Annotated in this window: 26 protein-coding genes and 1 riboswitch; of the genes, 2 read left to right on the plus strand and 24 right to left on the minus strand. The window is 38.1% G+C overall.

What is annotated here, in order from left to right:
* Positions 1–27: 27 nt before the first annotated feature.
* The 5 genes from LGQ02_RS17330 to LGQ02_RS17350 all read right to left on the minus strand — a co-directional run bounded on the left by LGQ02_RS17330 (position 28) and on the right by LGQ02_RS17350 (position 4,810).
* Complete coding sequence (locus LGQ02_RS17330) at positions 28–1,125, minus strand: HD-GYP domain-containing protein (protein WP_226515566.1); 1,098 nt, start codon at positions 1,123–1,125, stop codon at positions 28–30.
* 108 nt (positions 1,126–1,233) lie between these two features.
* Positions 1,234–1,533 (minus strand): YunC family protein, encoded by a 300-nt coding sequence (locus tag LGQ02_RS17335; protein ID WP_226515567.1) that lies wholly within the window; start codon positions 1,531–1,533, stop codon positions 1,234–1,236.
* Between the two features lie 66 nt (positions 1,534–1,599).
* Entirely contained in the window at positions 1,600–2,994 is a 1,395-nt protein-coding gene (locus LGQ02_RS17340) for a bifunctional metallophosphatase/5'-nucleotidase (RefSeq protein ID WP_226515568.1), read from the minus strand.
* A 32-nt stretch (positions 2,995–3,026) separates the two neighbouring features.
* Positions 3,027–3,851, minus strand: coding sequence for a sulfite exporter TauE/SafE family protein (locus LGQ02_RS17345; RefSeq protein ID WP_226515569.1), 825 nt, complete (start codon positions 3,849–3,851; stop codon positions 3,027–3,029).
* A 110-nt stretch (positions 3,852–3,961) separates the two neighbouring features.
* Positions 3,962–4,810: a DUF72 domain-containing protein gene (locus LGQ02_RS17350; RefSeq protein ID WP_226515570.1), complete on the minus strand. Its 849-nt coding sequence runs from the start codon at positions 4,808–4,810 to the stop codon at positions 3,962–3,964.
* Between the two features lie 182 nt (positions 4,811–4,992).
* Here LGQ02_RS17350 and LGQ02_RS17355 point away from each other — a divergent pair, with 182 nt between their 5' ends.
* Positions 4,993–5,241: a hypothetical protein gene (locus LGQ02_RS17355; RefSeq protein WP_319003486.1), complete on the plus strand. Its 249-nt coding sequence runs from the start codon at positions 4,993–4,995 to the stop codon at positions 5,239–5,241.
* Between the two features lie 101 nt (positions 5,242–5,342).
* Here the strand turns inward: LGQ02_RS17355 and sufB are convergent, their stop codons facing one another.
* The 19 genes from sufB to LGQ02_RS17450 all read right to left on the minus strand — a co-directional run bounded on the left by sufB (position 5,343) and on the right by LGQ02_RS17450 (position 26,022).
* The gene (gene sufB / locus LGQ02_RS17360) at positions 5,343–6,740 is read right to left on the minus strand and encodes a Fe-S cluster assembly protein SufB (RefSeq protein WP_226515571.1); all 1,398 of its coding nucleotides are present in this window, start codon (positions 6,738–6,740) and stop codon (positions 5,343–5,345) included.
* Between the two features lie 228 nt (positions 6,741–6,968).
* Positions 6,969–7,403: a Fe-S cluster assembly sulfur transfer protein SufU gene (sufU, locus tag LGQ02_RS17365; RefSeq protein WP_226515572.1), complete on the minus strand. Its 435-nt coding sequence runs from the start codon at positions 7,401–7,403 to the stop codon at positions 6,969–6,971.
* The gene (locus tag LGQ02_RS17370; RefSeq protein ID WP_226515573.1) at positions 7,390–8,613 is read right to left on the minus strand and encodes a cysteine desulfurase; all 1,224 of its coding nucleotides are present in this window, start codon (positions 8,611–8,613) and stop codon (positions 7,390–7,392) included. The genes sufU and LGQ02_RS17370 overlap by 14 nt, the downstream gene beginning before the upstream one ends.
* Complete coding sequence (sufD, locus tag LGQ02_RS17375; protein WP_226515574.1) at positions 8,613–9,923, minus strand: Fe-S cluster assembly protein SufD; 1,311 nt, start codon at positions 9,921–9,923, stop codon at positions 8,613–8,615. Before sufD ends, LGQ02_RS17370 begins: the two co-directional genes overlap by 1 nt.
* A gap of 28 nt (positions 9,924–9,951) precedes the next feature.
* Positions 9,952–10,734: a Fe-S cluster assembly ATPase SufC gene (sufC, locus tag LGQ02_RS17380; protein ID WP_226515575.1), complete on the minus strand. Its 783-nt coding sequence runs from the start codon at positions 10,732–10,734 to the stop codon at positions 9,952–9,954.
* Between the two features lie 643 nt (positions 10,735–11,377).
* Complete coding sequence (locus LGQ02_RS17385; protein WP_226518402.1) at positions 11,378–11,518, minus strand: YuzK family famiily protein; 141 nt, start codon at positions 11,516–11,518, stop codon at positions 11,378–11,380.
* Positions 11,519–11,851: 333 nt separating this feature from the next.
* Entirely contained in the window at positions 11,852–12,217 is a 366-nt protein-coding gene (locus LGQ02_RS17390) for a carboxymuconolactone decarboxylase family protein (protein ID WP_226515576.1), read from the minus strand.
* 736 nt (positions 12,218–12,953) lie between these two features.
* Complete coding sequence (locus tag LGQ02_RS17395; protein WP_226515577.1) at positions 12,954–13,805, minus strand: MetQ/NlpA family ABC transporter substrate-binding protein; 852 nt, start codon at positions 13,803–13,805, stop codon at positions 12,954–12,956.
* 19 nt (positions 13,806–13,824) lie between these two features.
* On the minus strand, positions 13,825–14,454 hold the full coding sequence (locus LGQ02_RS17400) for a methionine ABC transporter permease (RefSeq protein WP_226518362.1): 630 nt from the start codon (positions 14,452–14,454) through the stop codon (positions 13,825–13,827).
* Positions 14,455–14,503: 49 nt separating this feature from the next.
* On the minus strand, positions 14,504–15,529 hold the full coding sequence (locus LGQ02_RS17405; RefSeq protein WP_226515578.1) for a methionine ABC transporter ATP-binding protein: 1,026 nt from the start codon (positions 15,527–15,529) through the stop codon (positions 14,504–14,506).
* 254 nt (positions 15,530–15,783) lie between these two features.
* Positions 15,784–15,892, minus strand: a riboswitch (SAM riboswitch).
* Between the two features lie 52 nt (positions 15,893–15,944).
* On the minus strand, positions 15,945–16,313 hold the full coding sequence (locus LGQ02_RS17410) for a hypothetical protein (protein WP_226515579.1): 369 nt from the start codon (positions 16,311–16,313) through the stop codon (positions 15,945–15,947).
* Between the two features lie 63 nt (positions 16,314–16,376).
* Complete coding sequence (locus LGQ02_RS17415) at positions 16,377–17,654, minus strand: MFS transporter (RefSeq protein ID WP_226515580.1); 1,278 nt, start codon at positions 17,652–17,654, stop codon at positions 16,377–16,379.
* Positions 17,655–18,259: 605 nt separating this feature from the next.
* Positions 18,260–18,589, minus strand: coding sequence for a DUF2553 family protein (locus tag LGQ02_RS17420; RefSeq protein ID WP_226515581.1), 330 nt, complete (start codon positions 18,587–18,589; stop codon positions 18,260–18,262).
* 229 nt (positions 18,590–18,818) lie between these two features.
* Positions 18,819–19,202 (minus strand): glycine cleavage system protein GcvH, encoded by a 384-nt coding sequence (gene gcvH / locus LGQ02_RS17425; RefSeq protein ID WP_226515582.1) that lies wholly within the window; start codon positions 19,200–19,202, stop codon positions 18,819–18,821.
* A gap of 149 nt (positions 19,203–19,351) precedes the next feature.
* Positions 19,352–19,708, minus strand: coding sequence for an arsenate reductase family protein (locus tag LGQ02_RS17430; protein ID WP_226515583.1), 357 nt, complete (start codon positions 19,706–19,708; stop codon positions 19,352–19,354).
* A 199-nt stretch (positions 19,709–19,907) separates the two neighbouring features.
* Complete coding sequence (locus LGQ02_RS17435) at positions 19,908–20,075, minus strand: hypothetical protein (protein ID WP_226515584.1); 168 nt, start codon at positions 20,073–20,075, stop codon at positions 19,908–19,910.
* 472 nt (positions 20,076–20,547) lie between these two features.
* Positions 20,548–22,329, minus strand: coding sequence for an acyl-CoA dehydrogenase family protein (locus tag LGQ02_RS17440; protein ID WP_226515585.1), 1,782 nt, complete (start codon positions 22,327–22,329; stop codon positions 20,548–20,550).
* Positions 22,330–22,423: 94 nt separating this feature from the next.
* Positions 22,424–23,602 carry an acetyl-CoA C-acetyltransferase gene (locus LGQ02_RS17445; protein ID WP_226515586.1) on the minus strand — a complete coding sequence of 393 codons (1,179 nt, stop codon included), beginning with the start codon at positions 23,600–23,602 and terminating at the stop codon, positions 22,424–22,426.
* Between the two features lie 29 nt (positions 23,603–23,631).
* The gene (locus LGQ02_RS17450; RefSeq protein WP_226515587.1) at positions 23,632–26,022 is read right to left on the minus strand and encodes a 3-hydroxyacyl-CoA dehydrogenase/enoyl-CoA hydratase family protein; all 2,391 of its coding nucleotides are present in this window, start codon (positions 26,020–26,022) and stop codon (positions 23,632–23,634) included.
* Positions 26,023–26,494: 472 nt separating this feature from the next.
* On the opposite strand from LGQ02_RS17450, the gene LGQ02_RS17455 reads away from it, so the two are divergent.
* Entirely contained in the window at positions 26,495–26,779 is a 285-nt protein-coding gene (locus LGQ02_RS17455; RefSeq protein WP_226515588.1) for a hypothetical protein, read from the plus strand.
* Positions 26,780–26,788 lie beyond the last annotated feature (9 nt).

A 26,788-nucleotide genomic window follows, 5' to 3' on the forward strand; every position in this document is an offset into this window, starting at 1 on the left:
AATGTGGAATGTAATTCGACACACCTTTTATGAAACTTGAGAGACCGTTGCTTCACATGAAGTAATTGTAACGTTTAGTTCTTTCATCAAGTTCACTTCATAAGGTGTCACTTTTTTCCCGTTTTCATATAACACTTTTATCACTGGTCTTGACGTCAATTCACCATTTTGCTTTGCTACAACACCTTCACGCCCATCGCTTAATTTCACTTCGAGACCGATTGGATAAATCGCAATGGTTTTTGCAAACTGCTCAACCATTTCTTTTTCAAATAACGTATTCACGCCAGAATATAATAGCTCCAAACCTTCATGGGGCAGCTTCGCTTTTCTATATACACGGTTAGCTGTCACGGCATCAAAAACGTCAACTATTCCAATGATCTTTGCATAAAGGTGAATGTCATCTCCTTTAATACCACGCGGATATCCTGAGCCATCTAGCCTTTCATGATGTTGGAAAGCACAATGTGCGGCTAATAGAGGGATCGTATGTGATTGACGAAGCATATCAAAACCTATTTTTGCATGCTCTTGAATGAGTTGAAACTCTTCATCTAATAAAGGTTCCGTCTTATTAAGAACTTCAAGTGGTATCGCCATTTTTCCTATGTCATGTAAAATTGCACCTAAGCCTAATTCTTCAAGTTGTTGCTCTCTCAAACCGTACTTTTTTCCAAGAGCTAATGAATAGATCGTCACGTTTAACGAATGTTCAAATACATAAGAATCATAACAGTATGCATCAGTAAGCATTGAAATTGCTTCATCGTGTTGATGAATATCTTCCAATACTTTTTTGACGACCGAAGAGAAGGATGGGCTTAGTTTATCCATATCAATTGATTTTCCAAGCTTCATGCTATTCGATATTTCAGCAAAGTTCTTTTGGATCGTTTGCATGGATTTTTGCTTTGTTTTCTCAGCCAAAACTTCATCAACGACGATATCTGACGTTTCATCATCATCAATATAAACAAACGATACACCTTTGTTTTTCATTCGCCCTATGATATTATTTGTTAATTTTACACCAGTATTTAAAAGAACTTGTCCATGTTCATTAAATATCGGCTTCGCTAACATATCATTTTCTGCCACTGAGTAAATGGAACGCAGTCTCATAACTTTCCCGCCTTTGTTAATAAATATGCTTGTCCGATTATTTGTGAAGACGGCCATTAAAGACCGCCGGACGACATGTGACCCTTTACTTTCCCTATTTTAGTTGAGTTAAAACTTCAACAATGCCTCTTTGCCAGTCATCCCTTTAAAAATGCCTTTTTGTTCTGCTTCAAGTGTAACAGATTCAAGCGGGGCTTCAATTAATTCTTCGATTGTTTTTACACCTACTGCACGACCTGCTAACACTTTTCTGTCTTTTAGTTTGTCGTTTAGTAACGCGACATCAAGCGCACCACACATAATATAGCCTCGTTCATTAGTGACAACGAGTAAATTCGTTTTTGGTAACTCTACACTGACTGCAGTAAAAGGCTTTCCTTCAATAAACATTGGTACTACTTCTACCATTGTTCCCACCTCTTTCGTTTATCAATGTACAGTTTATTCACGAATTAGGTATTGGTGCTTGTTCTATTAATGGTCCATTCTCTTTAGTTTCCATGCAAGAATATCACGTAATAACTCCGGCATGAAGTATCTTTTCTCTTCAATTGAGCTAATGATTGGATATAAATGGCCAAAAGTAAACATATCAACTGTTGCTAGTTTATATTCTTTATGACGATCTAATGGCTTTCCTTGGACATATACGTCCCGCTCTTGAATATAACTTGCATTTGTATCAATGATTATATCGTCAAAAACTAAAGTTCCTAAAATTTTTCCCCGAAATCCAAAACCTCTTAATTTATATTCTACCATTTCTTTTTTGTTTGCTTGTCGAATAAGCTCTAATAATTTTTCTCCTGAGATCATGACTGTCGCAGGATTAATTGGATGTGGACAGATTTTATGTAGATCTTCGTATGTAACTGGCCCTTCTGATAGTCGATCTAGTAATACTCCAGCATTAACCATGCCTACGTCTGCGTCACACCATTCTTTCAACGTTTCGGCGAGCAGTTTTGCAAATTCAGACTCTTCGAACCAGCTTATTTCTAATGGCTTTGAAAGCGTAGTTACTTCTCTACTAAGCTTTTCCTTGGCCAAATTTGTTAATTGCTCTAAGCGTTCGACAGTTTGTAAATCTTTCACTTCATGGTCAACAGGGACAGAAGAAATAGAAGTTGATATACACTCGATACCATTTTCACTTCTTTCATATGATAGACGGACATCTCCAATAAATTTCCCAGACCTACCAGACTGATTAATCCATGTGCCCTTTTGATTTTGACCACTCTCTAATACATGGTGCGTGTGAGCCCCTAATATTAGGTCGAATTCCGGAAATTGTTCCGCCATTTTCTCATCGTCAAATAAACCTAAATGAGATAAACATATGAGCAAATCTGTTTTCCCTTTCAACTCTGTTACCGTCTCTGCAATGGACTCAAATGGATCGATAATTTTCCAACCTAATGTTTCATAAAACAAATAAAAAGGGACAGTGACACCTGCAATACCAACCTTTAAACCTGATGGGGTCGTAATAATATCATAAGGTTTACACCATTTAGGACGTTTTCCGTTTTCATCGTACAAATTACTTAAAATAACCGGAAAGTTTGCCGTTACGTAAAGTTCATCTAGTTCTTGTTTTGCAAAAGTCATTCCTTCATTATTTCCTATCGTTACCGCATCATAGTTTAGATCGTTTAACAAGCTTACATTTCCTTTACCATGTAAGCCCTCTGTCATCGGATGAACACGGTCTGCATGATCACCGATATCAAAAAGAAGTACTTCTTCCCCTGCATTTACCGCCTCTTCCTTTTTTTCTTTTAACAAAGCGGTAACAGAAGGCCAATTTTCAAATTGACTATGCAAATCATTCGTATGTAAAATTCTCAACGTCTTTTTAGACATTATTTCACATCCAGTCGTAAATTTAATTGTGCTTACGATCCAGTAATTCCTTGATATATTAATCGAATTCCGATAATAACTAAAAAGATTCTCAATAAATGAACGACAGCATCACTCGTCATTCGTTTATTAATTGCCGCCCCTATTTGTCCACCTAACCACGCTCCAGGGATAAGCGCTAATGCATAAAGCCAATCCACATTACCTAAAGAAATATGAGATATCGAACTAATAATTGCTGATAAAAAGACTAAAAACATTGAAGTAGCTACAGCTAAGTGTGCCGGGAACCCAAACAATAAGATCATTGCAGGTACCATTAATGAACCTCCACCAATTCCAAAAAGACCAGAACACATTCCAACAACAAAAGCAATAAGAATCCCTACTACTGGCTGAAATCCATATTCGATTGTTTCACCAAGATCATTTATGTAACTTCTCTCGATCCCTTTTGCTTTTCTTTTCAACGGTTTCACATATTTTCTAACCATTAATATAAAAGAAACGATAATAATAAATCCACCGAAAAAAATTAAAAATGCATCCGTGTTCATATCTTTATTCAACCATACGCCGAATAAAGCTCCTGGACCACTACCAATAAAAAAGATTACTCCACTTTGATAATCCACTTTCTTTTGTTTCATATAAGCTAATGTGGAAGAAAGCCCTGTAAAAATCATGACTAATAAAGATGTACCAACTGCAACTTGAGGCGTAATCCCTTCTAAGATCGCTGTATAGCTACTTAAAATCATAAGCGCAGGTACAATAATGATTCCCCCGCCTAACCCCATAATACTTCCTAAAATTGCTGCAATTAAACCGAGCAGCAGTAATAAAACCCACTCCATAAAAATGCCTTCTTTCTATTTTTCATTTGGCGCTGTTAAGTTTCTTCGTTGATAAAGAACACTAAGCTTTAACAGAGCATTCATTTATTATCGTTTTCCATTCTCTATTATCAATCAAATAAACCTAACTGTCGAGGTGCTAACCCTTCGTACTGAATACCTAATTTATGAATAAACGCTTTTGCGTTCCCCGCTGCATGCCCACCTGAATTATTATTAAAGACAACATAGCAATTTTGAGTATCTTTCGATATTCGTTGTATTTCCTTCGCTAAATGTTCTAGTTCTTCATCGTTATAATCATATAAATATCTCACATCACGCCACTCTTGGCCATTTGCTGGCTTATTCCATCCATAAATATTACGTCCATGAAAGCGTACTAACGTTTTATCCTTCGTTGTTACTACAGGGACAAAAGGAATTGAACGTTCACCAGCTTGTGGTTCATCACAGATACTGTGAATCCATCCTGCTTCTTTCATATAATGAAGCGTCTTTTCATAATAAACGTCCTCAAACCATGAACGATGACGGAATTCAAGGGCAACGTCCTCGTCTTTAAACCATTCGCGGCAATAACGTAAATAATCGACATGTTCCTTTTTACACGAAAACCAAGGAGGAAATTGACATAAGGTCATTGCTAACTTCCCATTTTCTTTTAATGGTTTGATTGATTCTAAAAACGCATGAAACATTTCTTTTTTTGAAGAGAACGGGATATCCCCTCTTTGGTGTCCTGTCATTCCTTGATACGCTTTTACTACAAATTGAAAATTATCTGGTGTATCTTTCATCCATTTTTCAATATTTCTAGCTGGTTGGATCGCATAGAAAGAGGCGTCTAATTCAACAATTGGAAAGTGGCCGGCATAAATGGAGAGCTTATCTTGGGATGAACCATATTCATATAATGATTCATGGTCTCTCCAGCCTGTTAGGCCGATTTGGATCATTGAACTCCTCTCCTTTTATGATCGTTTATTTCTTATTTCTACTGTATATTGTCTCAAACAAAAATCGATGCAAAGTTAGGCATTTACCTTTCCGGGACAAATATCTAATGCATACGTTGAGGTGTAATCACTAATAGGTTTATGAAAAATAACCACTTTATTATTATGAAGGAGGAATACGTGTGTATCAAGATTCTTCACATATTGAAATGAACCCCGAAGAACAAGATGAACGAGTGTTTGTGGCAGGACGTCCAGGCAGAAGACCTCCATACCATGGTAGAAGACCATACTATCCAGCGCCTTTTATCGGTGGTGTATTAGGCGGCCTTTTAGGCAGTGCACTGTTCCCACCATATTACTACTATCCACCATTCCCTCACCCATATCCGCCGTATTATTATTCATATGGACCGGTTTATTATTGGTAAAATACTTTGTAAAGTGCGATACATTCCATCCACCTCAACACCCTTATGATCATGAAAAAAACGAGTTCAGATTGACATCTGAACTCGTTTTATTTCCTTTATTATCCAATAGAACCTTCCATTTCGAACTTAATTAGTCGGTTCATCTCAACAGCATATTCCATCGGAAGCTCTTTCGTAAATGGTTCAATAAAGCCCATTACGATCATTTCTGTTGCTTCTTGTTCAGAAACACCACGGCTCATTAGATAGAACAGTTGGTCTTCTGAAACTTTAGATACTGTCGCTTCGTGCTCAAGCGTAATATCGTTATTGAAGATCTCGTTGTAAGGAATTGTGTCTGAAGTAGACTCGTTATCCATAATTAACGTATCACATTCAATTTTTGATTTAGACCCTTCTGACTTACGACCGAAGTGGCAAATTCCACGATACGTTACTTTACCACCTTGTTTTGAGATGGATTTTGAAACGATTGTAGAAGAACAATCTGGAGCTAAGTGTAAAGCCTTTGCTCCCGCATCTTGGTGCTGCCCTTTACCAGCAATCGCAATGGAAAGAACATTACCACGTGCTCCGCGACCTTTCATAATGATCGCTGGATATTTCATCGTTAACTTAGAACCGATGTTACCGTCAACCCATTCCATTGTTGCGTTTTCCTCAGCTACAGCACGCTTCGTTACTAAGTTGAATACGTTCGGTGCCCAGTTTTGAATCGTTGTATAACGGCAATATGCGTCTTTTTTAACGATGATTTCAACAACCGCACTGTGAAGTGAGTTTGTTGTATAAACAGGTGCTGTACACCCTTCAACATAGTGTACTGAACTGTCTTCGTCTGCAATAATTAACGTACGCTCGAACTGACCCATATTTTCCGAGTTAATACGGAAGTACGCTTGTAATGGCGTTTCTGTCTTAACTCCTTTTGGAATGTAGATGAATGATCCACCTGACCATACTGCAGAGTTTAGTGCTGCGAATTTGTTATCTGTAGGCGGGATCACTGTACCGAAATGCTCTCTGAAGACTTCTTCATCTTCTTTTAATGCTGTATCTGTATCTTTAAAGATAATTCCTTGCTCTTCAAGATCTTCTTGCATATTGTGGTATACTACCTCTGATTCATACTGTGCAGAAACACCTGCAAGGTACTTTTGCTCAGCTTCAGGAATTCCAAGTTTGTCGAACGTGTTTTTAATTTCTTCAGGAACTTCATCCCAAGAACGCTCAGACTTTTCTGATGGTTTTACGTAATACGTAATGTCATCAAAGTTTAACTCAGATAAATCGCCGCCCCATTGTGGCATTGGCATTTTATAAAACTGTTCAAGTGATTTCATACGGAAATCTAACATCCATTGCGGCTCTTCCTTCATACTAGAAATTTCCTGAACGATTTCCTTCGTTAACCCTTTTTTAGAACGGAAAATCGACACGTCTTTATCGGAAAACCCGTATTTATATTCGCCGATATCTGGCATTTTTTTTGCCATGAAAAACCCTCCCTTAAAAATTCTACAAACATACAAGCATATGCGCACTTTTATAAACTTCCGCCAACTTGCTCCCAGCCATAAAGGGAAGTCTTCTATGGCTAAAAGGTCTATACTCTTATTTTACAATACCGAGGTAGTAAAAACCAAGATGGTATACGTTAATAATTATTATTTATTCATATATAGGAAGTTCATTTATACACATTGATCCTTGAATCTTACAAATTATTCATTAAGGCCTTTCTCCATTGCTTTCCAAGCAAGTGTGGCACATTTAATTCTCGCTGGGAACTTTGATACACCTTGTAATGCTTCAATATCACCAAGATCAAAGTCTCCTTCATCAAAGTCTTTCCCTTGCATCATTTTTGAAAAGATTTCGGAAAGCTTAAGAGCATCTTCAACAGATAACCCTTTAACTGCTTGTGTCATCATCGAAGCCGATGACAAGCTGATCGAACAACCTTCGCCAACGAATTTCGCCTCAGCAATTTTCCCATCTTCAACTTTCATTTGAAGCTGAATACGGTCGCCACAAGTCGGATTATTCATGTTGATGTTTAATGATTCGCCTTCTAGCTCTCCACGGTTTCGCGGATTTTTATAATGATCCATGATCACTTGACGATACAATGTGTCGAGTTGATTACCCAAAGACATCTCCGAAATACTCCTTTGTTTTTATTAATGCATTTACAAATGCATCAACATCTTCTTCTGTGTTATATAAATAAAAGCTAGCTCTTGCTGTTGCTGTTACGTCCAACCATTTCATTAATGGTTGAGCACAATGGTGACCAGCTCTTACAGCAACACCTTCAGCATCTAATACGGTAGCAACATCATGTGGATGAACGTCGTCACAGTTGAACGTTACAACCCCTGCACGCTCTTTTGGGCCATAAACCTCGACTCCATCAATTTCAGCTAATCTGGAAATTGCATACTGAGCTAGCTTATGTTCGTGCTCCAAAATATTATCCATACCGATTTCATTGAGGAAATCAATCGCTTCACCTAAGCCAATCGCACCGGCAATAATAGGTGTTCCACCTTCAAATTTCCATGGTAGCTCTTTCCACGTTGACTCATACAGACCAACAAAGTCGATCATTTCTCCACCAAATTCTACCGGTTCCATTTTTTCTAAGTGTTCTTTCTTCCCGTATAAAACACCGACTCCAGTAGGACCGCACATTTTATGTGAAGAAAATGCGTAGAAATCACAATCAAGGTCTTGCACATCTACACTCATATGTGGAACACTTTGAGCTCCATCAACAACCATGACTGCACCGTTTTTATGAGCAACTTTTGCGATTTCTTTTACCGGATTAATTGAACCAAGTACATTTGAAACGTGCATGACTGAGACGATTTTCGTCTTGTCAGTTACAGTTTCCTCAACATCTTTTAAATCAATCGTACCATCTTTTTGAAGAGGGATGTACTTTAACGTTGCACCCGTAGTTCTCGCAACTTGCTGCCATGGAATAATATTACTATGATGTTCCATTGGGGTAATGACGATCTCATCTTCTGGCCCCAAGTTATCCCGTCCGTAACTCGATGCAACTAAATTAATTGCTGTTGTTGTTCCACGAGTAAATATAATTTCTTCTGTGCTTTTTGCCTTAATGAAAGCACGAACTTTCTCTCTAGCCCCTTCATATCCATCTGTCGCATAGGTTCCTAATGTATGCACACCACGGTGAACGTTCGAATTATAACGACGATAATAGTCATCAATTTTATCAATGACTTGCTTTGGCTTTTGAGAAGTTGCTGCACTGTCAAGATACACTAAAGGTTTTCCATTTACTTGTTGATCTAAAATCGGGAACATTTTACGGACTTCTTGAACATTCATTAGTATACTTTCCTTTCTATAACCTCAATCAAGCGTTCTTTTACCGATTCAATTGGAAGCTCGTTAACAACTGGAGCAAGGAATCCATGAATAACTAACCGCTCTGCTTCGTTACGAGAAATACCTCGGCTCATCAAGTAAAACATTTGCAAAGGATCGATTTTACCAACAGAAGCAGCGTGGCCTGCAGTTACATCATCTTCATCGATTAAGAGAATTGGGTTTGCATCACCTCGAGCCTTTTCACTTAACATTAAGACACGCTCTGTTTGCTCACCGTTTGCTTTCGTTGCACCATGTTCAATCTTTGAGATCCCGTTAAAGATTGAGCTTGCTTGTTCTCTCATTACACCATGCTTTAAAATTTGCCCGTCAGAGTTTTTACCCCAATGGATGATATTTGTTGTAAAGTTTTGTTTCTGAGTTCCACGACCAATTGAAACGGTTTTTGTATCTGCATAAGAACCTTCTCCTACAAGATACGTCGTATTCTCAGATACTGTGTCCCCATCATTCATTTGGCCTAAGGACCAATAAACTTGTGCATCACGACCATCAACTTGTGCACGACGGTTTACATACGTTGTTACTTTATCAGCGAAGTTATCAACAGCACCGTAGTTCACACGTGCACCATCAGCTGCATAAACTTCTGCAACGATGTTTGAAACAGTTTCAGTTGATTCTCCTTCTGTTAAATAGTTTTCAATATATGTGACAGAACTATTTTCTTCTGCAACGATTAACACGTGGTTGAAAAGCCCGAAGCTTCCTTCTTGCACGTATACCGCTTGTAATGGGACTTCAACCTCAACATTTTTCGGAACGTAAAGGAAAGTTCCTCCGTTTACTAATGCTGCATGCATAGCAGTTAGACGGTTCTCATCAGATAACACAGCTTCTTTCATAAAGTACTTCTCGACAAGCTCACTATGTTCCTTTACTGCTGTTTCGATATCTGTGAAAATGACCCCTTTTGAAGACAGTTCTTCGTGAAGCTTCTCAAACGTTGTCACACCATTTTTTTGTGCGATGAGTGTTTGAATTTTTTCTTCTTCACCGACAAGTCCTTTTACAACATCTGATAGGCTTTCAAAGTTTCCGTCACCAGTAACATTTGCATTTAAATCAAATGAAGTGAAATTCCACTTCGTAATGTTTGTTTTATCTGGCTTCGGTAATTCCAAGCTTTCTGCTTTCTCTAAAGACGAAACACGTAAATTCGCTAACCATTCTGGCTCATTGCGGTCTTTAGAGAAGCTTCTTACGTGATCTAGATCCACTGGAAATTTTGTTGTTTCCGCTGTCATCTTTATTCCTCCTCATTCAAGCCGCGTATTATTCTTGACCTACTGTTTCGTCTTCGATTCCTAGCTCTTCCTTAATCCAATCGTAACCTTCTGCTTCTAAACGCTCAGCTAATTCTGGTCCACCAGATTTCACAATACGTCCTTGCATCATTACGTGAACAAAGTCAGGTTTAATGTAGTTAAGTAAACGCTGATAGTGAGTAATGATTAAGCAACCGAAGTCATCGCTACGAAGTTCATTAATACCTTTTGAAACGACTTTTAATGCGTCAATATCTAACCCTGAATCAATTTCATCAAGGATTGCAATTTTTGGTTCTAACATCATTAATTGAAGAATTTCGTTACGCTTTTTCTCACCGCCAGAGAAACCTTCATTTAAATAACGGTGTTGGAAAGAGTCATCCATATCTAATGTATTCATTTTGTCATCCATTTTACGAATGAACTTCATTAGTGAAATTTCATCGCCTTCTTCACGATTTGCATTGATTGCAGAACGGATGAAATCTGCATTTGTTACACCACTAATTTCACTTGGATATTGCATTGCTAAAAATAGGCCTGCACGTGCACGCTCATCAACTTCCATTTCAAATAAATCTTCACCATTGAAACTTGCATTGCCGCTTGTTACTTCATATTTAGGATGTCCCATTAAAGCAGAAGCGAGCGTAGATTTACCCGTTCCGTTTGGTCCCATAATTGCGTGAATTTCTCCGCCTTTTACTTCGATTCCAAATCCTTTTAAGATTTCTTTATCTTCAATTGATACATGAAGATCTTCTACCTTTAAGTTAGGTGCTGTCATTGATTTCAACCTCCATTTATTTTTTTGCACGTTTTAAAACAAACGTGGTAAGATTGACGTTACTGGAAGTTCCGTCCATTCTCAATCTATTCTCATTACAATCTTATATCAAATGAAATTTCAGTTCAAGGAAAAACGGTTATTCTTTTGTTTTTCCTTTTTTAATGTTTTCTTCGAGAAAAACTATGTATAATCTATCTGTTTTTATGAAAGCTGCTCTATATTTCACAATAGTTTTTGTAAAATTAATCATGAATTATGCATGTTCTTTCCATTCCTTATAAAAAACAACCCCCCCCCACCACTTTACCATTCTCAATTCCCACCTGTTTTTGAGGTGTAATTGAGAATGAATCTTAATTAGGACAGCCTTTTTTCATTTAATCCACATAGCTCAACACCAAATAGTGTTACCAAACTTCGGCTAAATGACGTTCTGCGCCTTAAGTTACTTGAAGTAATCTGGTTCGCCGTAACATTCGAAGCTACGTTTGTAATCACCACCTGAGTCACCACCCCCTATGAGAATAGCCGTTAACCGTCCGTGATTCTTTAGGACCGATCGTATATAAATGAAAATTGACCGAAAAGGAGCTCCCTCCTTCCGGCCAATTATTTTTTTCTTCGTTCTAACTTTATATCTTTACGTGTGTATTTGTCGACGATGCTCAGATACGATAGCTATTGATCGTTGATGGTCCTTCTCTCTTTCAGTTTCAACTTTCATACGATTATCAAGATTTCGGTTGTACTCCTCATACCCAATTCCGTATGATTGGTACATTGCTTTCTCCATCTCAGTCGTATAGTTCGTCTGAATCTGATGGATAATGAATCACGATCCTTTCAATTTTTTTGGATCAAAACCTTACACTGTCCACTAACTCACGCCATGTAAGTAAGGGAGATGTAAAATTTCAATCAATTTTTTCTACGTGATTAATCATAACACTTGACAGGAAATCTCCCAATGTTGATTTGTTCTCTTATGAAAGGATATATTAACTCTCATTACCATCTGACGATTTCAACCGATTCATCTATACAATATCCACTAATTACAACGTTATCCTCTGTTTTTGAAATTGCGCTTACCATATGTTTTCCAAATCACCATTTAATGTGTTTGCCCATCAAACTCTTGCAAACATTGTTCAACAAGAGTAAAACCTTGACTCATTGCTGCTCCTCCTCCAAATGCTCCGGTAACAGCTACAGCTTCTAAAATTTCATCTTGTGAGCATCCTTGTTCTAAACAGCCTTTTGTATGATAAATAATACAATATTCATCTTGAGCATTTAAACTCATCCCAAGAGCAATTAACTGTTTTTCTTTTGCTGACAATTTCCCTTCCGCAAAGCAGGATTCTGTATACTCTGCGTATTTATCTGCAACCTGCGGCATTTGCTCGCTAAACTGTGCAAAGCCTGCTTTATAATCATAAAGCGCTTGATGAATTGGTGACATTTCTTGATGTTCCATACATCCATTCCCTCCTAGGTTCATTGAAAAATTTTCACTTCTATATTATTAACTAGTGCATTTGGAATTATGTTAGAACTTAGTGAAGTTCTTATGGAGAGAATGAGGGAGAGCTTTACTATATACCAGTCGCTTGGAAAGGTAAGTTGTAAAATAAAGAAAACTCGGCGATTGCCTAGCCTACATGTGTTGGGAAAACCGTAGTTGCGCTTATACTCCACACGTAAAACCTTTTACTACGCCGAGTATCTTCTTAGCAAAAACTTTATATAGATGAATGAATTTCATAATTACGTTTTTGCGCAGTGAAACGAATGATATGATAAATATTTCATTAAATCTACGTTTTATTTTGAAGTGAACGTAACAAAAGACGGCGACTCCCGGAGTATAAGCGCAGTCTGAAGATCCACTTAGGCGAAGAGTTGTTGAGACTAAGTTAGCTGAAGACAAGCGCTCGGGAAAGCGTCCGTCTGAAGTGAAGTTCACACTCATCATTCGGAATTCCGCATCATATTTTGAGTTATGAAATTGATTCAGATTCTTAAGAAAAACCGCAATGACCGAGGGAAACCCAGGCATTGCGGCTTGATAAAGGTTGTAATTTATAGCATATGTTCTCTAAAACAAAGTGTGACTGTTGTTTTCATAAAAATATTAGAAATAGTTGAAGCTCTTTATTCACGAGTTTCGTAACTTCTTCCCCACTTTTACAAAATACCATTCAACTTAATTTTTATTCTGAAACAGGTACCACTGCATTGTCATACGTTTCGATGATATAGTCTTGTACTTCTTCAGATCGTAAAATCTCTACTAATGTGTTGATACGCTCGTCAGCTTCGTCTCCACTGCGAACAGCAATGACGTTAACATAAGGGTTATCTAAATCAGCTGTTTCTGTTGCAATCGCGTCCTCTAATGGATTTAAACCTGCATCTAACGCATAGTTAGAGTTAATTAAAATCGCATCTGCTTGATTGTTTTGGTACGCTGTCGGGAGTAATGCCGCTTCGACATTTGCTTGGAAATCAAAATCTCTTGGGTTTTCTGCAATGTCATCTAATGTTGCATTAATGCCAACACCATCTTCAAGAGTGATCAACCCTTCTTCTTCAAGCATTGATAAAATACGCCCATGGTCAGCAACAGAGTCACTCATTAAAATGCTCGCTCCATCAGGTAATTCATCTAAGCTTGTGTAGTCTTGAGAATATATACCGATTGGCTCGATATGAATTCCACCTGCATTCACAAAGTCATAGTCGTGCTCTGCAATTTGTGACTCTAAATAAGGTACGTGCTGGAAGTAGTTTGCATCAAGCTCACCTAAATCTAGTGCTTGGTTCGGCAATACATAATCATTAAAAGGGACAACCTCTAACTCAATTCCTTCTTCCTCTAATAACGGTTCTGCAAACTCTAGGATTTCCGCATGCGGCACGTTTGAAGCTCCTACTGTTAATAATGACGTCTCAACTGTTTCTCCATTATCACCTGTTGATTGTTCTGCTTCACCTGCTCCACAAGCTGCTAATAAACCTACTGATAATACCACTGCTCCAAGTTTCAACATAAATTTTTTCATTAATAATACCCCCATCTTTTTATCTTTTATCTAGTTTATTTGTTACGCGATCGCCGATAATTTGAAGAATAAAGACAATCACTAAAATAAGAATTGTTGCCATTAGTGTTACATCATGTCGACTTCTTTGGAATCCTTCCCGGAAAGCGAGATCACCGAGACCCCCAGCTCCGATAACTCCAGCCATTGCTGTATAACTGACAAGAGCAATCGCTGTTACTGTTAATCCTGAGATCAGTGCTGGCATGGATTCTGGTAATAAGACTTTATAAATAATTTGCCAGTTCGAAGCCCCCATTGCTTTTGAAGCTTCAATGACCCCTTTATCTATTTCACGAAAGGCAATTTCAACTAACCTTGCATAGAACGGTGCAGAACCGATGATTAATGCCGGTAATGCTGCAGAAGGTCCTAAAAATGTTTTTAATATCGCTATCGTAAAGGGAATGAGTAAAACAATTAAAATAATAAATGGGATGGACCTTGTCACATTGACATAGGCACCTATAATTGCATGAACCACTTTATTTTCTAATAAATTGCCTTTGCCTGTTAAAAAGAGCAGTAACCCTAAGATCACACCAATTAAAAAAGTTAATGCTAAGGCAATGACTGTCATATAAACGGTTTCTAACGTCGCATCCCACATTCTTTCCCAATTCACATTTGGAAAGAGCAAAATGTTTCCGAGTAAGAAATTAATCACCGTGGATCACCTCCACTTCTACATCTTGGTTACGTATAAAGTCTTTGACTTTATTTAACTCTTCTTGCGCCCCATCGACACTAATAAATAGTGAACCATATGGGCCGTTTTGCGTTTGACTAATTTTTCCTTGCAATATATTAACGGTGACATCATATGACCTGATGAGATCATTGATAAGTGGCTTCTTCGCATCGCCTCCAACAAAAGTAAGCTGAAGGACGGTGTGAATGCCATTTTCTGAAAATAAATGACGGATTGCCTCTTCTGTTTCTTCTGGCTCGGTCACTTGCTTAACAAATTCTTTTGTCATGTGTTCTTTCGGCTTTTTAAAAATATCAAGAACGTTTCCTTGTTCCACAATTTGACCATCTTCCATCACTGCTACGCGGTGGCAAATTTTTCGAATGACGTGCATTTCATGAGTAATAAGAACAATTGTTAAGCCTAGCTTCTCATTAATGTCAACGAGTAAATCCAAGATCGATTCTGTTGTTTTCGGGTCTAATGCAGAAGTTGCTTCATCACAGAGCAACACTTTCGGATTATTTGCGAGCGCCCTAGCAATACCAACTCGTTGTTTTTGCCCGCCACTTAATTGTGATGGATAGGATCCTCCACGTCCGCTTAAGCCAACAAGCTCGATTAATTCATTCACTCGGTTGTCACGTTCTTTTTTAGGAACGCCTTTGATCTCAAGCGGGAATGCAATGTTTTCTTTTACAGTACGTGACCATAATAAATTAAAATGTTGAAAAATCATCCCAATCTCTTGTCGTGCATTTCTTAATTCTTTTTTTGAGAGATTGTTCATGTTTTTATCGGCAACAGAGACTTCACCAGAAGTTGGTGCCTCTAACATATTTAAAAGTCGAATTAATGTACTTTTACCTGCACCACTGTATCCGATGATCCCAAAGATTTCTCCTTTTTCGATCGTCAAGTCAATATGATCTACAGCTGTTACTTTGCCGTCCCTCGTATTGAAGGTTTTCACCAATTTTGATAACGAGATCATTTGAATAAGCCTCACTTTCTATAAACCTAACTAATATATTTATTAATCTCATATGATTACTAGGTTTAAAACATCTATGATTATTTCACTGCACTTAGTCTCCGATTGATAAACTAAACTCAGCTTTTTTCTTTTCGCTTCTAGACTCTGTTGTCGTTTTCTATTTAATACTCAAATCAAGATAGAAAACAAAAAACCTTTCAGCGCAATAAGACGAGCTGAAAGGTTTCCAATATCAAGACTGAAAAACCTTTCTCTCATCTCTCAAAGCAGTTATCTGCTTTGTTGGAATTGGCACCTTCCAATTTTCATTGTGGTTGCCGGGCTTCATCGGGCCAGTCCCTCCGCCTCTCTGGATAAGAGAATTTGTTTTTAATTATTTAACTCATTAAATCAGTTAAGTAGGATATTATCATTAACCGATTTTACTGTCAACATGTTTCCTACCTTTTCGATCAGAAGTATTTGCCAAATAAAATAAAGATTCTATTAATAACAAGTCTTTTAACTTCCCTTTTACTTTCAGGTCTTCTCGTTTTTTCATAGATAGTAGGAAGTCCTCACCGTACAATAATTCTTTTAGATCATCTTCACTGCCTTCAATGATAACATGACTATCGCAATCAAGCCCACTCACAATTTTTAACAAATTGTTATCGACCATTAAATAACAGAGTTCCTGTTCATTATTGAAAGAAACAGTTAATACACGATTCATCATTAACTTTTGGAGCGCGTCTTTTTCTCGGACTCGATTTATGAATTCATTAATTACCTCTTTCAATTTATCCCCGCCTTTTTACTTATTTCCTTGTAAACTTATTCCACTTCCTCCTCTTATTTTCCTCTATCCTGCAACAGTTCTTGATAGATTTTCTGATTTCGGAAGGGGCTTTCGGAAAACAATGAAGAAATAGACGGTTCCAATGACATAGAGGGCTCCAGTAATTGAAAAAACGATCGCGTATCCTGAGTATGAGCCATATACCATGACGATCGTCGTTGAAACTGGACCCATCACAGCCCAACCGAGCTGGAAAACAGCTTGCCCGACGGAATTTGCAAGTCCTTTGATCGAATCGTCAACACTTCGCATCATAAGTGACATTTGAATTGGGTTTCCTGCGTTCATTAAAGCTTGCCGGAATAGAAAACCAAATACAGCCCAATAAATATTTTCAGTAAAAGCTGTAATTAATAAAAACGGAATCGACAATAGCTGTAAGATGACGACCGCATTGACTTCACCGACTTTTTTCACAACGGCAGGACCGATGAGAAGAGCGATAGCGGTCATCCCTTGCCCTGCTGAAATGATGATCCCAACAAGTGAATGCGAAATATCAAACCTGTCTACAAAATATAGGTTTAAATACGGGATCACAAGCCCTGAACCAAAACCAATTAAAATTTGTGCAACGGCAAATAAAAGAATGATCTTAATCCCTTGTTTATGTGTGTTAAATAATTTTTTAAAGGACCTATTCCCGTCTGATTTATCCGTAAGTTTACGATCTTCTCTAATTTTTAAAATAGGAATGAGCGCTGCAAAAAAGAAGCCTGCCCCAATTAATAACGTAAGCCGAATGCTCCACAGTGTATTAAAACCAACGATGTAATTAAAAAAGTCGCTTAATGTTCCTCCAAGTGTATTACCAATGACATTTGCCACCATGATAATCGCAAAGTTAAAACTAAACAGGTGGACTCGTTGTTTTTCTGTCGAGTTTTCTGCCAGAAGAGGAATCGAAGAAACTTGGATAAAAGCCATAAACATCCCTGTCATAAACGCTGTACCAAGTAAGAGAACTTCTAGCGATAATATCGCCCTTAAAAATAAACTAGACGCTGCAAATACTGCGCCAACGAAAATGAGTTTTTTCCTGCCAATTCTGTCACTTAATATTCCAGCCGGTAGTAGAAGGAGTGCTGTCGCCATCGATTGAAAGGCAATGACACTACCATTCATTTGATCATCATACCCTAATTCTCGAATGTAATAATTATAAATGATCATAAAAATACCCATACCGATATGTGCAAGTATGGAGCTTACTAAAAAAAGACGGACATTTTTGTTGTAACCTTTAAATTGATCAGACCAGTCACCAATAATTCTTCCCAAGGTGAGGACTCCTTCCAAATAAAAATCACCAGGTTCGAAGACCATGATGATTTAATCGTTATAAATTAATAGAGAGGCTTTTGAAAAGTATGTAGTCTAGGCAAAAATGACTGTTTAGTTGAATATTTCGACTCTCTAAATAACAATGATATACGAAGATTCAGAATTTGCAAAGAGTTTTTTCACTTTAGTTGTGGTCTATTCTCTTTCATTCACTCCCAGTACGGCTTTTATTCTTGATTCTACCGCTCCTTTAATTCCTTACATGAAATTGTAAAGTTGTTCTCCTTTAAAATGAAGCCGTTCTTCAGGCTTTATGATAATCCCAGAGTATTCATATGCTTGATAAGAAACATATAAAACAAAACTCCGTCCAGAAAAGCGACTTTGACCCCAACTATAAGAAAAACCATCTATAGATATTGAGTGGAGAAAAGATAGCCGTTGTTTCGGCATCTGATTTAGAACAGGCATAGCAACAGAGCATTTCGCTTTTAGTTAGTAAACCTAATAAAAATAAAAATTTCCTCTACGGCGAGTAAACCCCAACGTTAAAATTTTATCCTTTTTAAAAGTATAAAAAAACACGGGGGTTTCCCCGTGCATTAACACCAGCCCATGTCACAGCCTTCAACATAGGATTTAGGCTGTTGTATCTTACGTTCGCCATCTTTATTAAATTTCGTTTTATCCAACTCAAATTCCTCGCCAAACTCATACTGATAATCATGGTTTTGGCTTTCCCGCTTTGACTCGCCTTTCTTTAGATCACTTTCACATACGCATTTTTCACCGTCTTGGCTATTGTTCAATTCAACATGAGATTTAGGTTCGTGATTTGTTGCATCATTAACAAAACGTTTATCGACCGTCGGATGCTTTACATCATCACCCATTTTATGATAGACCTCGTCATTCGTGTGCTTGTTTGCCATATATCTCACCCCTCCTTCGTTATTAGGATGAGAAAAATATCGAACAACTATGCCTTGTATAATAAACCATCAAATACATTGCACAAGCCAAAATTATTAGAAAACCAATAAATATACAACAAAACCACTGAAAATTCAATACATTCAACAAAATTGTACGTACCCAGGTCTGTGAACTTTTTTGGTATTGAAAAAGCAAAGGGACAAGGTCCCTTTGCTCTTTTATTGATTAGTCTTCACTAGTCATTTCTTCGTATTGTTCAGCTGTCATGAGGTTGTCCATTTCTGAATTGTCAGATGGTTCAACAACGATCATCCATGCTTTTTCATATGGTGATTCGTTTACAAACTCAGGAGAATCTTCAAGCTCTTCATTAATTTCTACAACTTTTCCGCTAATTGGTGCGTAAAGCTCAGAGACAGTTTTTACAGACTCAACACTACCAAATGGCTCGTCTGCTTCAATATCGTCACCTACTTCTGGTAGCTCAACGAATACGATGTCACCTAGTTCTGATTGTGCAAAGTCTGTAATCCCGATACGTACTTTGCCGTCTTCCGTTTTTACCCACTCATGTTCTTCGGAATACTTAAAATCCTTTGGTAAATTCATCTTAAATCCCTCCATTATTCAATCTGAACCTTCATTGACTCTTGAACTGTTTCACGCCCAAATCTTATGTACCAGCAGTTCAGTAAAAGCCTTCTCCTTAACTATATTACATATCGATAATGATGGGCAACCATATTATATGAAAAGGCTTACTTCCATGTAGAATCAAATGTTTCTTCTTTGAAGCCGACCGTCACTTTTTCACCATCGGTTACTATTGGACGTTTCATTAACATGCCATCTGACGCTAATATATCAAGGAGCTCTTCTTCAGATGCTGTCTTCACTTTATCCTTTAAGCCTAGTTCACGATATTTTTTTCCACTTGTATTGAAGAATTTTTTTAATTCTAATCCGCTTTTCTCATAAAAACTTTTCAGCTCTTCCTTGGATGGGGGATTGTCTACAATGTGGACATCTTCATAGGATATCCCGTTGTCATCTAACCATTTCTTTGCTTTTCTGCAAGTGCCACACTTAGGATATTGATAAAAAGTAATACTCATTGTTTCTCCTCCTCAAAAAAAATTAGCCTACCGCTATATATGAAACATCCTCGCATAAAATCCTAACACCTTTTTCGTAACACCAAAGCCAGTAAGGGGACATTATACTACACACGATAGGCTCTTTTTTATTAAATCTAACAACATTTTTTCCTTCTTATCTCTATTTAAACATAGAACAAGCGCTCGATAAAAAAGTTTACCTTTTTTGACGGGATTTCTCATTTTTCACTTCTGTATCTTGTTCGGATAAAGCTTCATACGCTTCCATTAATGGATTATCCAAGCCATTTGTTAGCTCTTGGGAAAACTCTTCTACAGCCTCAATTCTTTCGTTTAACATAAATTCATTTTTTGGTTTCTTCATTAGTTATCCCCCTTTCAATAGCAATTCCATTTGCCTTTAGTATGTGTTCATAAATAGGAGGCATAACTTATGAAAGCATTTCCCTCGCTTTCCCAATTCCAATGACATTTAACGTTATCTTACATCATGTCGCACTTGTGCCTTGAGGTGAAAGCGAAGTGTACTTTAACTGCGATCCAAGTTTTAAAATGCAAATAAACGTATTCGATTGACAAATTCACCAACGGCTTGCCAGTTTTATACGGTTATACACCTTCTTTAACAAATAGTAAGAAAAATCATCAGTTTTTTTCAGAAACTCAACTTAACATCATTAAAGATAAAAATGCAAAAGAGCCCTATAATAGGACTCTTTTACAACTGTAGAGAGGAGAATGCCCTTCCTTTTTAGAAAGGAGGATTATTTTTTAATGGGGCAGGGGAGTGCCCCAAATTGAATAACAAATTTTACGGTTTAAACTGATTTAACGTTTTATACTACGTACTTTTCTGCTTCAATGACACGAGCAGCAACTTCACGTTTTTTCGCGACAACATTGACTGGGGTATGACGCGTTAACTTCTTCAATATTGAAAGCATTGTACGTAAACTATCACCATCTTCAAGTGCAACTAACGATTCTTTTGCAATTGCTTCGATTCGGTTAAATGCTTCTTGTGTAAATACTTCTGTCATTAATAATTTTTGATTAGCTTTTTCTAAACCATCTTTAGCAATTGCTTTTTCTGTACGAAGAATGACTGATTCAATGTTGAATACATCAGAGACAAGATCGGCAACATTTGCTAACATCTCTTGCTCTTTTTGAAGCTTTTCGCCATATTTTTGTACAGCAGTACCAGCAACCATCATAAAGATTTTCTTCGCGTTTTCTAGCAAGTATTTCTCTTGCTCAAGTGGCTCATCACCAACTTCTTGCGGCATCATCATCATGAGTTCTTCTTGTAAAGAACCCGCTTGCTCTAGAAGTGGTAATTCACCTTTCATAGCTTTACGCATAATCGTTGCTGGAACGAGCATACGGTTAATTTCATTCGTACCTTCAAAAATTCGATTTATACGAGAGTTACGGTACATTGTCTCTACTTCATACTCAGACATAAAGCCGTATCCACCATGGATTTGAACCGCTTCGTCAACGACAAAGTCAAGAACTTCTGAACCGAATACTTTATTTAATGAACATTCAATTGCATACTCTGCGATTGCTTTACCAACCGCTGTCCCGTCTTTCTGCTCTTCATCAGACAGAGCGGAGAAAGCTTCATCAATTAATCCACCCGTACGGTAAATCGTACTTTCAGCGGCATATGTTTTCGCAGCCATTTCCGCTAATTTCTTTTGAATTAACGTAAACTTGGAGATCGGAAGCTTAAATTGCTTACGCTCATTTGCGTATGTTGCAGCAACTTCAATGGCACGCTTTGATCCACCAACACAGCCGACACCAAGCTTCCAACGTCCAACATTTAAAATATTAAAGGCAATTACGTGACCTTTGCCGATTTCACCAAGAACATTTTCTTTCGGTACAAGGGCATCTTCTAAAATTAATGTACGAGTTGAAGATCCTTTAATCCCCATTTTCTTTTCTTCTGGACCTGTAGATACACCTTCATAATCTCTTTCGACGATAAAAGCAGTAAATTGATCTCCATCAATTTTTGCATAAACAACAAAGACATCTGCAAACCCTGCATTTGTAATCCATTGCTTTTCACCATTTAATACGTAGTGTGTACCAGCTTCATTTAGCTTCGCTGTTGTTTTCGCTCCTAATGCATCAGATCCGGAACTAGGCTCAGTTAATGCATATGCAGCAATTTTTTCTCCTGAAGCTAGACCAGGTAAATACTTTTGCTTTTGCTCTTCATCCCCGAAAAAGACGATTGGTAATGTACCAATACCAACATGCGCACCATGTGATAGAGAGAACGAACCTGCTAAAGCAAATTTCTCTGTAATAAGCGATGAACTCATTTTATCAAGGCCAATTCCACCGTATTCCTCAGGAACATCAGCCCCTAATAATCCAAGTTCACCAGCTTGTTTTAATAAATCTACCGAGATGTCAAATTGATGCTCCTCAATTTTTTCTACTTCTGGTACGACCTTTTCTACAATAAAATCTTCTGTCGTTTTCGCAATCATCTCGTGCTCATCTGTTAAGTCTTCTGGCGTAAATACTTGCTCTGGTGAAACTTCTTCTAGTAAAAAACCGCCGCCTTTGAGCGTTTTATCCGCTGTTGACATGTTAAATCCCCCCTGAGGTTAAAAGTATATAGGGTGAAGGAAAGGAGTCACTCTCAGCTTCACTCCACCCTTGATCATAAATAACTAGATTTTCTTAAATCAGTTCAAACACACCCGCTGCACCCATTCCGCCGCCGATACACATGGTAACGACACCGAACTGCTCGTTGCGTCGTTTCATTTCATGAATAAGACTTAATGTTAGTTTCGTACCAGTACATCCTAACGGGTGACCTAACGCTATCGCACCACCATTGACATTTACTTTTTCATGGTCAAGGTTTAAGTGACGAATAACTTGAAGTGATTGTGAAGCGAACGCCTCATTTAACTCATATAATCCGATGTCGGAAAGCTCTAAGCCTGCCATTTTTACCGCTTTAGGAATTGCTTCTACAGGGCCAATCCCCATTACTTCCGGTGCAACTCCTGCTACAGCAAATGAACGGAATTTTACAAGTGGAGTTAATCCATCTGCTTCTGCTGTTTCTCGGTCCATCACAAGTACAGAAGCTGCTCCATCACTCATTTGAGATGCGTTACCTGCTGTTACCGTACCTGTTGTGCTAAATGCAGGACGCAAGTTCCCTAATGCATCAACTGTCGTTTCTGGTCTGACCCCTTCATCTGTGTCTAAAACAACTTCTTTTTCAACTAATTTATGTTTTTCGTCTACTGAGCGAAGAGTTACTGGAACTGGGACTATTTCATCTTTAAATTTCCCTTCTTTAATTGCATTCGCTGCACGTTTATGACTTTCTACAGCAAAAGCATCTTGATCCTCACGGCTTATTTCATAGCGTTTTGCTACTTCTTCCGCTGTGTGACCCATGCCCATATAATATTCTGGAGCATTTTCTACAAGTGTTGGGTTTGGAGCAATAACATGCCCACCCATTGGGATTAAACTCATAGATTCTGCACCGCCTGCAAGAACTGACTTTGCGTTGCCTAGCATAATTCGTTCTGCACCATAAGCAATACTTTGTAAACCAGAAGAACAATATCTGTTGATTGTAATTGCTGGCACTTGTTCAGGCAGACCTGCTAATGCAGAAATGTTACGCGCCATATTCATCCCTTGCTCAGCTTCTGGCATTGCACATCCGATGATGACATCATCAATTCTACTTGCATCAAAATCGTTTGCTCTTTTTAATGTTTCTTTTATGGTGATAGCCCCTAAATCGTCTGGGCGTACATCTTTAAAAGTTCCTTTTTTCGCTTTTCCTGCAGGCGTCCTTGCACCTGCTACGATGACCGCTTCTCTCAAGAACTTCCCCTCCTTTAGTCGACTTTTCATTAGTTACGTAACGGTTTGCCTTTAGCTAACATGTGTTGCATTCTTTGTTGTGTTTTTGGCTCTCCTACTAAGCTTAAGAATGCTTCACGCTCAAGGTCTAATAAATATTGTTCATCGACTTTTGTGCCTTTAGGGACACGACCGCCTGCTAAAACAAACGCGAGTTTTTCAGCAATCTTAAGATCATGATCAGAAATATGCCCTCCAAAGTGCATCGTTTTTGCTCCAAGTAGCATCGTTGCGTAACCTGTTTCACCGACAACTGGAATGGCATCACGTTTTGGCGACTGATATCCGCTTTCTGCTAAATATAATGCTTTTTGTTTTGCATCATGTAATAAGTGATCGCCATTCAGACTTACACTGTCTTGTGGACGTAAGAATCCAAGCTTTTGTGCTTCATGTGCACTTTTACTTACTTTTGCCATTGCAATCGTTTCGAATGTTTGGTTCGCAATTGCCTGTAAATCAATTTGCGCACCTTCTGGTAAACGGTTTAAGTGACGAAGGTAAAGCTCTTTATTTCCTCCACCACCAGGGATTAATCCGACACCGACTTCAACAAGACCCATGTATGTTTCTAAAGAGGCTTGCATACCTGCTGCTGGAAGTGAGATTTCTGTCCCTCCACCAAGTGTCATTTGGAATGGTGCTACAACAACTGGCTTTGCGGAGTAACGAATCTTTGCCATCGAGTTTTGGAACTGACGAACAACTAAATCAATCTCAGGGAAGTTCATGTCTTGAGCTTCCATTAAAATCATCATTAAGTTCGCACCAACACAGAAATTTTTCCCTTGGTTATTAATGACAAGTCCTTTGTAGTTCTTCTCTACTTCTTCAACCGACTTATTAATCATTTGCATAACGTCTAAGCCAATTGAGTTGTTTGGTGAGTGGAATTCCAAACATGCGATACCGTCTCCTAAATCCACAAGAGACGCACCTGTATTTTTCATCACCACATTTTCTCCACCATCTTTAAGCGCTTTCAAATTTATAACTTTTGGATTGATATCGGCTTTGACATATTCACCGTTATGATAATAATCGTCATACCCTTGATAGAATGACGTTATGCCACTCTCGAGCATCCCTTTGACCCAGGCTGGTACTGTTTCACCTTCTTCTTCCATACGTTGGACGGATTTTTCTATACCAATCGCATCCCACGTTTCAAAAGGACCAAGCTCCCAGCCGAATCCCCATTTCATTGCGAGGTCAATCGAATTGATTGAATCTGCAATTTCTGTACGTTTTTCTGCTGAGTAAAGTAACACAGGTTTTAAAATGTTCCATACGAGTTCACCAGCACGGTCGTTTGCGTAAACTAACGCTTTTAATTTATCGGCTTTTGACTTCGCCTGCTTACTTTGCTGAACAGACGGTGCCTTTAGTTTTTTGCGCGGAACATATTCAAGCGTTTCGAAATCAAGCTCTAAGATCTCGCTTCCGTTTTCACCTTTTTTCTTTAAGTAAAATCCTTGGCCTGATTTACTTCCTAACCAACCTTTTTCAGCCATATCTTTCATAAATTGTGGAGGGTCAAAAACGTCTTTTTCTTCTCCTTCAACTTGGTCATACACGTTTTTTGCAACGTGAAGGAATGTATCAAGACCAACAACATCTAATGTACGGAACGTTGCACTTTTTGGACGTCCAATTGCAGGTCCTGTGACTGAATCGACTTCACCTACGGAAAAACCTCGCTTGACCATTTCACGAACTGTTACAAGAAGTCCATACGTGCCGATTCGGTTTGCGATGAAGTTTGGCGTGTCTTTTGCTTCAACGACACCTTTGCCTAACGTGTCTTCACCGAATTTCTTTATGAAGTTGAATACTTCATCTAATGTATCTTCTGTCGGTATCACTTCTAATAACTTCAAATATCTAGGCGGGTTGAAAAAGTGTGTTCCTAAAAAATGTTTCTTGAAGTCGTCAGAACGTCCATCTGCCATTGCTTCAATGGAAATTCCAGACGTATTTGAGCTAACAATACTTCCAGGCTTACGGTGCTCATCAACTTGAGCAAAGACTTTTTGTTTAATTTCTAAGTTTTCTACAACAACTTCAATGACCCAATCTACTTCTGAAAGACGCTTCATGTCGTCCTCCATGTTTCCTGCTTCAATGAGGTCTGCGTTTTCTTTTCTGCCAAGAGGCGCTGGGTTTTGCTTTTTTAATTTTTCAATCGCTTCAGCTGCTAAACGGTTTCTCACAACGTTGTCTTCAAGTGTTAACCCTTTTTTCTTTTCAGCTTCGGTTAGATCTCGTGGTACGATGTCTAAAAGTAGCGATGAAATGCCTGCATTTGCTAAGTGTGCAGCAATTCCAGCCCCCATCACTCCAGAGCCTAATACAGCGACTTTTCCGATTCTGTCAATCATGAAGTACCTCCTTCTTCCCTTTGAATGAATACTCATTCATTTTTTGATGAAAAATTTTTGCACCCTTTTGTGCAGAAATGTTTATCACGAAATGATTACACTTAATACTATATTAAATTTTAACAATTCACGCAATAGTAATAACTGAAAATTTTCTTTATTTCGTCTAAAATATTCAATTTTTGTTGAATTCGTGCGGACAAATAATTATATAGAATATTTTACCATTTAATCCCAGGTGTCTGGCACCTGGAAATGATTAGTAATCCACTTTGGGTAACTGGAGATTATTAGCTAATTCATGACTTCTTCTTTTTGTCATATTTTTTCCCGCATAGGGTTTTATGTTAAGAGAAAAATAATATTGTCTGTTCAAAGGGAAAGACAGTGAGACGAAGTTGTTTTTCCATGTATATGATTGAACATTCCTCTATGTTAAAGCGGATCAAATTTATTGAAGGAGGTAGGATCGATGCAGCAACAAAATGTTGGAATGGGACAACAAGGGCAACAAAATGTGATGACTCAACCACCGAACGTCATTACAAATAAAGACCATTTGTACATTACAGATATGTTGTCTTGGAACTTGTTATCCATGAAAAAGGCACATGATTTTGCAGCAAATTGTCAAGATCCTGATGTTGCTCAAGCACTTGACGATGCCGGAAAAATGCATTATATGCACTATCAAACATTGTTAAATCACTTAAATCAGCAAAATTCATCTCAGCAAAACCAAAGCCCAATGCAATAAGAAAGGAGG

Source organism: Bacillus shivajii (assembly GCF_020519665.1).
Lineage (GTDB): Bacteria > Bacillota > Bacilli > Bacillales > Salisediminibacteriaceae > Bacillus_CA > Bacillus_CA shivajii.